Genomic DNA, 12,885 nt, shown 5'->3' with positions numbered 1-12,885 from the left:
GCGTCCGAATGCAGTTGGTTTTACAATGGGTTTTTTTCAACCCGAGTTATCAGCTTTTTATTTCGGCTTCTAACTCTTCTGACCATTTCTGCTTCAGTGTTCAGCCTTGGGCGAACCACAGAAGCTGCGCATTATATACGGAAAATTTAGCTTTGGCAAAACGATCGAATAACGAATCGAATAACAACAGATCAACACCCTTGCCCGAAGCGCCGCCGGACTTCGACCCTGATGTTCCGTCCCGTGAAGCCATCCTGACAGCGCTGCGCGCCGCGGGTTCGCCGTTGTCGCCAGCCGAGCTGGCCGAACGCATGGGCGTCGAGCGCGAGGCGACGATGGTGGGCTTTGAGCGCCGCCTCGGTGCGATGGAGCGCGATGGGCAGTTGCTGCCCAATCGCAAGGGTGTGCTGCTGCTGGCGACCAAGCTCGACTTCGTGGCGGGCAAGGTGCTGGGGCATCGCGACGGCTTCGGATTCCTGCTGCGCGATGACGGCGGGCCGGATCTGTTCCTGTCGCCTCGCGAAATGCTCAAGGTGCTGCACGGCGACCGCGTGCTGGTCAAGCCGTCGGGCGAATACCGGGGCAAGCCGGAAGGCACCATCGTCGAAGTCATCGAGCGCCGCACCAACAAGCTGGTGGGCCGCTTCCTGCATGAGCACGGCCTGTCCATCGTCGTGCCCGAAGACCAGCGCATCAAGCACGACATCCTGATTCCGCCCAGTGATACCAACGGCGCCCAGCACGGGCAGGTGGTCGCGGTGGAAATCATGGCGCAGCCCACGCGCCACACGCAGCCGCTCGGCCGCGTGGCCGAGGTGTTGGGCGAGATCGACGATCCCGGCATGGAAATCGAAATCGCCGTGCGCAAGTTCGACGTGCCGGTCGACTTCACCGAAGGCGCCTTGAAGCAGGCCGCCCGCCTGCCCGACACGGTCCGCAAATCCGACCTGAAAGACCGCGTCGACCTGCGCGACGTGCCGCTCATCACCATCGACGGCGAGGACGCGCGCGACTTCGACGACGCGGTGTACTGCGAGCCCGTCGAGCTGGGCACGGGCCAGCGCAAGCGTCCGGGCTGGCGCCTGCTGGTCGCCATTGCCGACGTCAGCCATTACGTGCGTCCGGGCGATGCGCTGGACGACGATGCGATGGAGCGCGGCACCAGCGTTTACTTCCCGCGCCGGGTCATTCCCATGTTGCCCGAGTCGCTGTCCAACGGCCTGTGCTCGCTCAATCCTGACGTCGACCGTCTGGTGCTAGTGTGCGACATGGTCATCCCGGCCAGCGGCGCCAAGGCCGGCACGGTCACGGCGTACCAGTTCTACAACGCGGTCATGCACTCGCACGCCCGCACCACCTACACCAATATCTGGGCGGCGCTGCAGCAGCCGGGCGGTCCGGCCGCGCATGCGATGCGCAGCGTGATGCCGCAGGTCCAGCACCTGTACGAGCTTTTCCAATTGCTGTCGCAAGGCCGCAAGAAGCGCGGCGCCATCGATTTCGACACGGTCGAAACCAAGATCGTCTGCAACGAGCTCGGCCGCATCGAACAGATCGTGCCGTCCGTGCGCAACGACGCGCACAAGCTGATCGAAGAGTGCATGCTGGCCGCGAACACCTGCGCGGCCGACTTCATGACGCGCAGCAAGCATCCGGGCCTGTACCGCATCCACGAGGGTCCCACGCCCGAGCGCCTGCAGTCGCTGCGCGAATTCCTGCGCACCATGGGGCTGTCGCTGGGTGGGGGCGAAATGCCCACGGCCAAGGACTACGGCGATTTCCTGGATTCCGTGCGCGGGCGTCCCGACTACCAGCTGCTGCAGACCATGTGCCTGCGCTCGATGCAGCAGGCGGTCTACAGCCCCGACAACATGGGCCACTTCGGCCTGTCCTATCCGGGCTACAGCCACTTCACCTCGCCGATCCGCCGGTATCCCGACCTGCTCACGCACCGGGTCATCAAAGCGTTGCTCGTGGGGCAGCGCTACGTGCCCAGCCTGGACGATCACGCGGTCGTCATCGGCCGCAGCCAGCGCGAACACGAGCAGGCCATCTGGGAAAAGATGGGCTTGGTGCTGTCGGCCAGCGAGCGCCGCGCCGACGAGGCGTCGCGCGATGTCGAGGCATGGCTCAAGTGCTGGTTCGTCAAGGAGCGCGTGGGCGAAGACTTCAGCGGCACGGTCACCGGGGTGGCAAGCTTCGGCATCTTCGTCACCCTGGACACGTTGCACGTCGAGGGCCTGGTGCACGTGTCGGAGCTGGGCGGCGAATATTTCCAGTTCAACGACGCCCTGCACGAACTGCGGGGCGAGCGTACCGGCATGCGTTACCGCCTGACTGACAAGGTGCAGGTGCAGGTCGCGCGCGTGGACCTGGAAGCGCGCCGCATCGAGTTCCGCCTGGTGCAGGGCACAAGCTTTGACGCGCTGCGCAAGGCCGCGGCGCGCGGGCCCGATGAACCCGTGCGCCGGGTCAAGAAGGCAGCCTCTCCCAAGCCCGCCAGCCTGAAGGGCCAGACCGCCAAGGAACGGCGCGCCTCAGCCAAGAAGGCCGGCAAGCCGCCCAAGGCCACCCAGCGGGCTGCGCCCGCCAAGCAGGCCACCCGCAAGCGCCACTGACCGGCGGCGCGGAACCTTATGGCCATGCCGTCGTTTGGCGGCGTGGCCTAAGGGGGTAACATTGCGGTTAGTGCCGGCGCTGTCCGGTGGCCCGCCCCCCTCTGGGGCGGGTATTCGTTTATCTAAAGGTATTGTTTTATGGCGTCGACCCAAGTCCTGGCCGGGTTTCACGCGGTTGTCGCGCGGCTGCGGCATGCGCCCGAGTCGATCAAGGAAATTTACGTCGAGGCCTCGCGCCGCGACAAGCGCATGCAGACATTCATCGAGCAGGCCGAGCGCGCCGGCTGCCGGCTTCACCCGGTGCCGATGGAACGCCTGGACGGCCTGGCGCGCGGCACGCGTCACCAGGGCGTCGTGGCGCTGGCCGACGAGCGCCAGCTGGCGGTGGATGTCGACGAAGTGCTCGACGTGATCGAAGGGCCGCCGCTGCTGCTTATCCTTGACGGCGTGACCGATCCGCACAATCTGGGCGCTTGCCTGCGCACCGCCGACGCGGCGGGCGTGCATGCGGTGATCGCGCCGCGCGATCGGGCGGTGGGGCTGAACGCCACCGTGCAGCGTGTCGCATGCGGCGCGGCGGATACGGTGCCGTATCTGATGGTGACCAATCTGGCGCGCACCATGCGCAGCCTGAAGGACCGGGGCGTGTGGCTCGTCGGGACGGACGATCAGGCCACCGACAGCATGCACAAGGTCGATGCGCGCCAGCCGATGGCATGGGTCATGGGCGCGGAAGGCGAGGGCATGCGCCGCCTGACGCGCGAGACCTGCGACCAGCTCGTGAACATCCCGATGCTGGGTTCGGTGGAAAGCCTGAACGTCAGCGTCGCCAGCGCCGTCTGCCTGTACGAGACCGTGCGCCAGCGCCAATCTTGATCCGTCACACTCTGTAGATTTCCTTCTTCAATTGCGTCAGCCCATCATGCACCAGAACGGCTTTACCACCACGATTCTCCATTCCGACCGCAATCAATCCGTCGAGCACGGAGCGGTGCACAAGCCGATGCACCCGTCGTCCGAGTTCGCTTACGATGACGCGCGCGAGCTGGCTGCCGTATTCCAGGGCAAGGCGGGCTTCACGTATGCGCGCCAGGGTACGCCGACCACGACGGCGCTGGAGGCCAAGATCAGCCAGATGGAAGGCGGCAAGGGCACGGTCAGCTTTTCAACGGGCATGGCCGCGCTGGCCGCCATTTTCACCACGCTGCTGCGCCGGGGCGATCACCTGGTGTCCAGCCAGTACGTGTTCGGCAACACCAACAGCCTGTTCGGCACGCTGCAGGAACTGGGCGTGGAGATCACCTTCGTCGACGCGACGGATTCGGCGCAGGTGCGCGCCGCCATCCAGCCCAATACGCGGATGGTCTTTACCGAGACCATCGCCAATCCGGGCACGCAGGTGGCCGACCTGGCCGTGATCGGCGAGATCTGCCGCGAGAAGGGGCTGGTCTATGTCGTGGACAACACGCTGACGTCGCCGTGGATGTTCCGGCCGGCCTCGGTCGGCGCGTCGCTGGTGATGAATTCGCTGTCCAAGTACATCGGCGGGCACGGCAATGCGCTGGGCGGCGCCGTGACCGACACCGGCCTGTATGACTGGGCCGGCAACGACAACATCTACGAAGCCTATCGCAAGGGCGCGTCCACCGGCTGGGGGCTTACGCAAATCAAGAAGAAGGGTCTGCGCGACATGGGCGGCACGCTGGCCGCCGAGCCCGCGCACCGCATCGCGGTGGGCGCCGAGACGCTGGCGCTGCGCATGGCAAAACATTGTTCCAACGCGCTGGCGCTGGCGCGTTTGCTGCAAGCGCATCCGGGCGTGGCGAAGGTGCATTATCCGGGCCTGGCCAGCCACCCGCAGCATGAGCGGGCGGCGGCATTGTTCGGATCGCGGTTCGGCGGTCTGCTGGGCGTCGAGCTGGCGGACGGCGTCGATTGCTTCGATTTCCTGAACCGCCTGCGCGTGGTGCTGATGGCGACGCACCTGGGCGATACGCGCAGCCTGGCGCTGCCGGCGGCGCACACGATCTATTACGAGATGGGCGCGGAGCGCCGCAAGCAGATGGGCATCGCGGACAGCCTGATCCGCGTGTCGGTCGGCATCGAGGACGAGGCCGATTTGCTGTTTGATTTCGATCAGGCGCTCAATGGTTGCCTGAAGGGATAATTCGGCAGGCGCGGCGCCCCGGGCAAGGGCGCCAGCAACGCAATCGGGCAGGAACCCATGCTTATTCAGATCGCAGAAGTCTTTACGCCGCAAGAGGCTGCCGACATCCGCCAGCGGCTGGATGCCGCGGACTGGGTGGACGGCAAGGTGACCGCGGGCCATCAGTCGGCCCAGGTCAAGCGCAACCGGCAATTGTCCGAGCAGCATCCGCTGGCGCAAGAGCTCGGCACGCTGATCCTGCAACGCCTGTCGGCAAACAACCTTTTCATGTCGGCGGCGCTTCCGCGCAAGATCTTCCCGCCGCTCTTTAACCGCTACGAAGGCGGCGAGGCGTTCGGCTATCACGTGGACAATGCCGTGCGCGGCATCGCCGGCTCGGCCGATCGTGTGCGCACCGACTTGTCCGCGACGCTATTCTTCTCGGACCCCGACAGCTACGACGGCGGCGAACTCGTCATCGACGACACCTATGGCCCGCGTGCCGTGAAGCTGCCGGCCGGACACATGGTGCTGTATCCGGGGACGAGCCTGCATAAAGTCAATCCCGTGACGCGCGGCGCGCGCGTCAGTTCATTTTTCTGGATGCAGAGCCTGGTGCGCGAAGACAGCCAGCGTGCGCTGCTGCTGGATATGGACGTCGCTATCCAACGCTTGAATCAAGATGTGGCGGGACATGCCTCAATTGTTCAGCTCACCGGCATTTATCACAATCTGCTTCGCCGCTGGGCCGACGTTTGATGAAGCTTAAAGTGTTTTTTGCGGGTGTCGCGCAAACCCCAAAATGAGCGTTTTTGTTTATTGCGGAATCGGCTAAAAGCTAGTATTGACGCGGGTTGCCGTGAGGTTTTCGCTTGACAGCCGCTCTACGCCAAGGCCTAATACACGTCTGCGTCGCTGACGGTTTGCAGGCATTAAGCCAGCAAATCCTAGGCGGCGCAGCAGTTTAAAAGTTGTGCTTTGCAGCGCAAGAAAAAAGTTTATCCACTGTCTGTTCGTCGTTTGCCTGGTCTCGCGTCCATTTGTGGCATTCCTTCCTGACGGCCATGAACTGCCGCCCCGGGCAGACTCCACACCTTGTGAGGGGTACACCTGCATGAACAAAACCGAACTCATCGATCACATCGCCAGCAAGGCCGATATCTCCAAGGCTGCAGCCGGCCGTTCGCTCGACGCCCTGATCGGTGCCGTGAAGACCACGCTGAAGAAGGGCGGTACGGTCACGCTGGTCGGTTTCGGCACGTTTGCCGTGTCGGCTCGCGCCGCGCGCACCGGCCGCAACCCGCGCACTGGCGAAACCATCAAGATCAAGAAGGCCAAGGTGCCGAAGTTCCGTCCGGGCAAGGCCCTGAAGGACGCTGTCAACTGATAGGACGGCAGCCGATCGCATGGCGCACGGCGCTGCGATTTGCCCACAAGTACGCGGTCCGGTATACTCCGGCCCGCGTATTGCTTTTGAGTACCCCAAATTGGCAATGTCCCCGCGCAAATGCGCCGGGCGATTGCACCGAAATGGGTGCTTAGCTCAGTTGGTAGAGCGGCGCCTTTACACGGCGTAGGTCACAGGTTCGACCCCTGTAGCACCCACCAGAAGCCCTCGCAGTTCACATCGAACCCGCACACATCCCGCCTCCGGCGACGTGGCGGGTTTTTTGTTTTCCGGCCCTGATTGCGACGGCGCGCATCGTCGAATCCAACGGTTGGCTCGCATGGGGCTGACCCGCGTGGCTAACGCGCCGTCACGGGCATGCCTCATGCTGCCCGCCTTTTCATAAGCGTTTTATTGATGCTGCCTTGATTCCGATCAGCAGTGTTACGCTGTTCCATTCGAAATACAACGTGCGAATCATTCGCATTTAAGATACTATGACGGGCTTGTACCGGTCAGCCGGCGCCGCGGTTTTGTGCGCGTCAACTTCCTGGCAGGCCGGAAAAGTCAATGCACCCTGGCTGATTCATGCCTAGTCTTCAACCCGGTTGGAATTCTTCTTCGCGGTCTTCTTTTGGTATTCGCGCAGGCGCTGGCCTGGCGGTCGTTGCGCTTCATGCAGCGGTGATCGGCGCAATTTTCATGGCGCCGGAGAGTCGTCCTGAATTGGAGGAACCCGAGGCGATCATGGTGAGCGTAGTGGATGCGCCCGTTCCCCAGATCGCCAAAGCCGAACCTACGCCCGAAGTGCCGCAGCCGGTCACCGAGACGCCCCCCGAGCCGGAGCCCGAGATCGAGCCCGAACCCGAGCCCGAACCGGAATTGAAACCGGAACCCGAGCCGGAGCCCGAACCCGAGCCGGTAGTCGAAAAGCCGCCCATGCCGGCGCCCAAGCCGCCTCCGCCCAAACCCAAGCCGAAGCCCAAGCCCAAGCCTCAGCCCAAGCAGGAGGTCAAGCCCGAGCCCAAGCCCGAGACGCCGCCGCAGCAGACGCCGCCCAGCGGCGCGCCAGAAGGCACGCAGGCGCCGCAAGGCCCGACGCAGGGCCCGCCGCCCGATCAGCCCGTGCTGGTCTCGAGCATTGAATTCCAGGGTGCGCGGCCGATGCCCAACTATCCGATGGCATCGCGCCGCATGCGGGAAGAGGGGCGTGTCGTGGTGCTGGTGGAGATCAACACCCAGGGCCTGGTCGAGCGCGCGACCATCGACGCTTCGTCGGGGTTTCCGCGTCTGGACGAATCGGCGCTGGCAGCCGCCCGCAAAGGCCGTTTCAAGCCGTATACCCGCAATGGCGTGGCCTATCCCGCCAAAGCAAAAATTCCGTTCGATTTCGTAATGAGGAACTGAGATGTCCAACGCACTGCATAGCGCCACCCTGGTGGCGCAGGCGACCACCAGCCCGGCAGCAGCGCCGGCTGCCGCCGCCGCGCCCGCAGCCCAGCAGGCCGCCACGACGGGCGGCGAGGTCGCCCAGCAAGCCGCCGGCGCCGTCCAGCAGGCCGCTGGCGCCGTTCAGCAGTCGGCCGACGCGCTGCACAGCGCCGCGGCGTCGCTGCCGGCCACGCCCGCGCCGACGCCCGACATGGGCTTCCTGCACTTCGTCGCGCAGAGCGACTTCGTGGGCAAGAGCCTGTTCGTCATCCTGATCCTCATGTCGCTGGTGACCTGGTATCTCATCCTGGTCAAGGCCGCCAGCAATGTCAGCATGCGCAAGCGTTCCGCCGACTTCCTGAACAAGTTCTGGAACGCCAGCTCGCTGGAACAGGTCGAGCACGAAATCAACACGCACGGCGCGCGCGATCCTTTCTCGCACCTGGCCAGCCACGCCATGCACGCGCAGGCGCACCACAACAAGTTCGGCGCGACCAAGCTGGAAGAGTCGGGCAGCAATTCGGATTTCGTCACGCGCACCATGCGCAAGGTCATCGACGAAGAAACCGCCAAGCTGGAGAACGGCCTGACCGTGCTGGCCTCGGTGGGTTCGACGGCGCCTTTCGTCGGCCTGTTCGGTACGGTGTGGGGCGTGTATCACGCACTGGTGGGTATCGGCCTGTCCGACGGCGTGACCATCAACCGCATCGCCGGTCCGGTGGGCGAGGCCCTCATCATGACGGGCCTGGGCCTGGCAGTGGCAATTCCGGCCGTCCTGGCGTACAACACGTTCGTGCGCAACAACCGCGTGTTCCTGTCGCGCCTGGATGCCTTTGCGCATGATCTGTTTGCGTTCCTGACCACCGGCCAGCAGGTTGCGCTGTCCGACGGCAAGGTGCGCGCGCTGCGTCGCCAGAACGGCCACGCGGTCCAACGCGGGAGCGAATGATGGCCTTTGGCAGCTTTGAGGGTAAAGGGTCCGGAAGCCATGCGGTGTCCGAGATCAACATGGTGCCCCTGATCGACGTCATGCTGGTGCTGCTGGTGATCTTCATCATCACGGCGCCGCTCTTGGCGCACTCGATCAAGATCAACATGCCCCAGGTGGCCGCCGAGCAGATCGAGGAAGAGCCCAAGACCGTGGACCTGGCCATCGATGCCAGCGGCGCGCTGTTCTGGGACGAGAAGCCGGTCAATATCGACGACCTGCCCAATCGCTTCAAGTCGATCGCCGGCACCAAGCCGCAGCCCGAGATCCGCATCCGCGCGGATCAGAACACCCGTTACGAAACGCTGGCCAAGGTTATGGCCTCGGCGCGTCGTTCGGGCATGACCCGGATCGGTTTCGTCACGACGCCGCCCTCTGGCGGCGCCCCGGCGGCCGGTGCGCCGGCAGGGGCGGCGGCGCCCGCCGCGGCACCGTCCGGCCGGTGAACGAATCCAGAAAGGGGGCGCATTTCGCGCCCCTTTTTTTTTGGATCGCGCTAGAATCGCGGCATGCGAGTTCTGGTAATCGAAGACGACACCACCCTGGGCCATGCGCTCCAGGAATTCCTGGCCGACCAGGGGTATGCGGTCGACTGGCTGACCGACGGCGACCGGGTTCTGGGCGCGCTGGCAGGCCAGCCATATGACCTGATGCTGCTCGACCTCAACCTTCCCGGCATGAGCGGCCTGGACGTGCTGCGCCAACTGCGCCAGGACGGCAATCAGGTCCCCGTGCTCATCCTCACCGCCCGCGATGGCATCGAAGACCGCGTCGCCGGTCTGGACGCCGGGGCGGACGACTACGTCACCAAGCCTTTTGAACTGCCCGAGCTGGCTGCGCGCGTGCGCGCCTTCGGCCGGCGGCGCGCGGGCCAGGCCCAGCCGCTCATCGAAGTCGGTCCGCTGGTGTTCGACACCGTTGGCCGCGAAGTGCGCGCCAACGGCCAGCGACTGTCGCTGTCGGTGCGCGAGCTTTCCGTTCTCGAAATGCTGATGGCCCGCGTGGGCCGCGTCGTGACCAAGCGCCAGATCGTCAATTCCCTGTCCGCCTGGGATGCGGATTTCAGCGAGAATGCGGTCGAAGTCTATGTGTACCGCTTGCGCAAGCGCCTGGAAGGCACGGGCGCCAGCATCCAGACGGTACGCGGCTTTGGCTACATGCTGGATGTGGAAGCGGCCTGACGGGCCAGCCGCGGCCGGCGACCGCCAGCCGCGCGCATTCATCCGCCTCATCGAGGGCTTCGCGCCATGACGCAGGAACGCACCCAACAACCGTCTCCGGCTGCGCGTCCCCCCATGCTTCCCTCCCGTTCGCTGGCCCGGCATCTGGTCATCCGCCTGATGCCGCCCATCCTGCTGCTCGTCCTGCTGGACCTGGCGGCCACCTGGGTCATCACCCACAAGATCGACATGTCGTTGTGGATGCTGGAAGACTTCTTCTGGCTGATGGTCGTGGGGCAGGTGGCGCTGATTGCGCTGTTCGCGTGGGTGGTGATGCAGGGCGTGCGCTCCGGGTTGCGGTCGGTGAATCACCTGTCCGAAGAAATCCGGCAACGCTCCATCGACGACATGCAGCCGCTCGAGGTCGCCGGCGTGCCGGTGGAGATCGAGCCGCTCGTCACCCACACCAATGACCTGTTGCTGCGGCTGGATGCGTCGCTGGCCGCGCAGCGTCGCTTCATCGGCCATGCCGCGCACCAGCTGCGCACGCCGTTGTCGGGCCTGCGGCTGGAATCCGAACTCATGCTGGCGCGTCCCTTGCCCGACGATGTCCGGGCCCGCGCCGAGCGCATCAAGGCCGTCAGCGACCGCATGATCCGGCTGGGGCAGCAGCTTCTGGTGCTGGCCCGCGCCGATCCGAACGCCCGGCCCCAGGACAGTTTCGTGCGCATTGACCTGTGCGAATGGGTGCGCGTGCATGGCGCGGAATGGTTTCCGCGCGTGCGCGAGGCGCACTACGAACTGGACCTGGCCGCGCCCGAAACGCCCATCTGGATCGACGCGGATCCCTTGCTGCTGGCCGAACTGCTGGGCAACCTGATCGACAACGCGCTGCGCTATGGCAACCCCACCGGCCGCATCACGCTGATCGTCGGCGCCAATCCCCCCTCGCTGACCGTTGAAGACGACGGCCCCGGCATCCCGCCCGAAGAGCGCGACCGCGTGTTCGAGGCGTTCTACCGGTCGCCCACGGCTACGGCCGGCGGGTCGGGTTTGGGACTGGCCATCGTGCGCGAGATCGCGCATGCGCACGGCGCGTGGTGGAAGCTCACAAGCCGGCCCGATTTTTCCGGAACGCGGCTGTCGGTCGTGTTCCCCGGCCCCCGCAAGGGGGCTCAACTCACTCGCCAAGAACCTGCATCATGAGCCAAGGCACGGTCAGCTCTGCTTCTTTGCCCCCCGGTCACCCCGGCAGCGCGCACGCGCCTTCGTCGCGCGCCGCCCTGATCCTGGGCGCGCTGGGCGTGGTGTACGGCGATATCGGCACCAGCCCGCTGTACACGCTGCGCGCCTGCCTGACCGGCCTGAGCGTGCATACCGATCTGGAACCGGCCCACCTGCTGGGCGTGCTGTCCATCCTGTTCTGGATGCTGATGGTGGTGGTGTCCCTGAAATACGTCATGCTGGTGCTGCGCGCGGACAACCGCGGCGAGGGCGGCACGCTGGCGCTGCTGGAGCTGGCGGTGCGGGCCCGCGAGGGCAAGCTGCGCTGGATCCTGATCGTGCTGGGCATCTTCGGCGCGGCGCTGTTCTACGGCGACAGCATGATCACCCCGGCAATATCCGTCCTGTCGGCCCTGGAAGGCATCGGCATTGTGTCGCACACGCTGGACCGTTGGGTGGTGCCGATCGCCTTGGTGGTCCTCATCGCGCTGTTTGCGATCCAGTCGCGCGGCACGGCGACGATGGGCAAGCTGTTTGGCCCCGTGATGTTCCTGTGGTTCGCCACGCTGGCCGCGCTGGGCGGTTGGCAGATCTGGCAGACGCCCGAGATTCTGGCCGCGCTGAATCCGATATGGGGGCTGCGCTTCATCGTCGAAGCCCCGTGGGTGAGCTTTGTGCTGCTGGGCGCGGTGGTGCTGGCGCTGACCGGCGCCGAGGCGCTGTATGCCGACATGGGCCATTTTGGCCGCCCGGCGATCCGCCGCGCCTGGTTCAGCATGGTGCTGCCGGCGCTGACGCTGTGTTACTTCGGCCAGGGAGCGCTGCTGCTGCGCGATCCCACCGCGATCCGCAATCCCTTTTTCCTGATGGCTCCGGAATGGGGGCTTGCCCCGCTGGTGGCGCTGGCCACCGTCGCCACCATCGTCGCGTCGCAGGCGGTGATCTCGGGCGCCTATTCGGTGACGCGCCAGGCGGTGCAGCTGGGCTTCTGGCCGCGCATGCAGATCCTGCACACGTCCGCCGTCGAAAAGGGCCAGATCTACCTGCCGCAGGTCAACGCGTTGCTGCTGTGCGCGGTTCTGGTGCTGGTGCTGTGGTTCCGCAACTCCGACAACCTGGCAGCCGCCTATGGTTTCGCCGTGACGGGCACGATGCTCACGACGTCGGTGCTGGCGTTCGCGGTGCTGCCGCGCGGCACCACGGGCGTCAAGCGCATGATGTGGTTTCTGGTGCTGGGCCTGTTGCTGCTGCTGGACGTGCTGCTGTTTTCGGCCAACGTCTTCAAGATTCACGAGGGCGGCTGGCTGCCGCTGGTGGTGGCGATCGTGGTGTTCACGCTGATGATGACGTGGCGCCGCGGCCGGCACCTGCTGTCCGACATGCAGCAGCGCGACCGCCAGCCGCTCAAGGAATTCATGGAGCAGCTCGAGCAATACCCGCCGTCGCGGGTGCCGGGCACCGCGATTTTCATGACGATGAATTCGGGCAACGTCCCGTCGGCGCTGCTGCACAACCTGAAGCACAACAAGGTGCTGCACGACCAGGTGCTGTTCCTGACGATCCTGTCGGCCGACGTGCCGTATATTGCGCCGGAAGAGCGATTCGAGGTGAACCGGCTCAGCGCGTCGAGCTGGTCCGCGACGATCAACTACGGTTTCAAGGAAGATCCGGACGTGCCGGAGGCGCTGCGCCTGATCGCAGAGGGCTACCCCGAACTGGATCTGGAACCGATGCGCACGTCGTTCTTCCTGTCGCGCCAGACCGTGGTGGCGGCCAAGAAGCCTGCCTTGTCGCGCTGGCGGCGCGCGATATTCTCGTTCATGGCGCGCAATTCCACCCGCAGCACCAAGTTCTTCAAGATCCCCGCGAACCGGGTAGTGGAGATGGGCATGCAGGTCGAACTCTAGGCGCGCCGCGCAGCGGTCAGGCGA

General features: G+C 65.2%; 11 protein-coding genes and 1 tRNA gene. All 12 read left to right on the top strand.

Annotated elements, in window-relative coordinates:
* Positions 1–152 precede the first annotated feature (152 nt).
* Positions 153–2,618: a ribonuclease R gene (gene rnr, locus HV786_RS14370; protein WP_128827890.1), complete on the top strand. Its 2,466-nt coding sequence runs from the start codon at positions 153–155 to the stop codon at positions 2,616–2,618.
* A gap of 138 nt (positions 2,619–2,756) precedes the next feature.
* Positions 2,757–3,494: a 23S rRNA (guanosine(2251)-2'-O)-methyltransferase RlmB gene (rlmB, locus tag HV786_RS14365; RefSeq protein ID WP_056320073.1), complete on the top strand. Its 738-nt coding sequence runs from the start codon at positions 2,757–2,759 to the stop codon at positions 3,492–3,494.
* A 46-nt stretch (positions 3,495–3,540) separates the two neighbouring features.
* Positions 3,541–4,785: a cystathionine gamma-synthase family protein gene (locus tag HV786_RS14360; RefSeq protein ID WP_128828378.1), complete on the top strand. Its 1,245-nt coding sequence runs from the start codon at positions 3,541–3,543 to the stop codon at positions 4,783–4,785.
* A gap of 57 nt (positions 4,786–4,842) precedes the next feature.
* Positions 4,843–5,523, top strand: coding sequence for a Fe2+-dependent dioxygenase (locus tag HV786_RS14355; protein WP_128827891.1), 681 nt, complete (start codon positions 4,843–4,845; stop codon positions 5,521–5,523).
* A gap of 355 nt (positions 5,524–5,878) precedes the next feature.
* Entirely contained in the window at positions 5,879–6,151 is a 273-nt protein-coding gene (locus HV786_RS14350) for an HU family DNA-binding protein (RefSeq protein ID WP_003812968.1), read from the top strand.
* Positions 6,152–6,296: 145 nt separating this feature from the next.
* Positions 6,297–6,372, top strand: a tRNA-Val gene (locus HV786_RS14345).
* A gap of 367 nt (positions 6,373–6,739) precedes the next feature.
* On the top strand, positions 6,740–7,558 hold the full coding sequence (locus tag HV786_RS14340; protein ID WP_062838440.1) for an energy transducer TonB: 819 nt from the start codon (positions 6,740–6,742) through the stop codon (positions 7,556–7,558).
* A gap of 1 nt (position 7,559) precedes the next feature.
* Positions 7,560–8,531, top strand: coding sequence for a MotA/TolQ/ExbB proton channel family protein (locus HV786_RS14335; protein ID WP_175211147.1), 972 nt, complete (start codon positions 7,560–7,562; stop codon positions 8,529–8,531).
* Positions 8,531–9,016: an ExbD/TolR family protein gene (locus HV786_RS14330; protein WP_056320087.1), complete on the top strand. Its 486-nt coding sequence runs from the start codon at positions 8,531–8,533 to the stop codon at positions 9,014–9,016. The genes HV786_RS14335 and HV786_RS14330 overlap by 1 nt, the downstream gene beginning before the upstream one ends.
* 63 nt (positions 9,017–9,079) lie before the next feature.
* The gene (locus HV786_RS14325) at positions 9,080–9,751 is read left to right on the top strand and encodes a response regulator transcription factor (protein ID WP_008164454.1); all 672 of its coding nucleotides are present in this window, start codon (positions 9,080–9,082) and stop codon (positions 9,749–9,751) included.
* A gap of 114 nt (positions 9,752–9,865) precedes the next feature.
* Entirely contained in the window at positions 9,866–10,936 is a 1,071-nt protein-coding gene (locus HV786_RS14320; protein WP_063952906.1) for a sensor histidine kinase, read from the top strand.
* On the top strand, positions 10,933–12,861 hold the full coding sequence (locus HV786_RS14315; protein WP_128827892.1) for a potassium transporter Kup: 1,929 nt from the start codon (positions 10,933–10,935) through the stop codon (positions 12,859–12,861). The genes HV786_RS14320 and HV786_RS14315 overlap by 4 nt, the downstream gene beginning before the upstream one ends.
* The last annotated feature ends 24 nt before the right edge of the window (positions 12,862–12,885 follow it).

This window comes from Achromobacter mucicolens (genome assembly GCF_902859725.1).
Lineage (GTDB): Bacteria > Pseudomonadota > Gammaproteobacteria > Burkholderiales > Burkholderiaceae_B > Achromobacter > Achromobacter mucicolens.
Note: the sequence above shows the minus strand (reverse complement) of the source record. Positions and strands in the feature narration are given on the sequence as shown.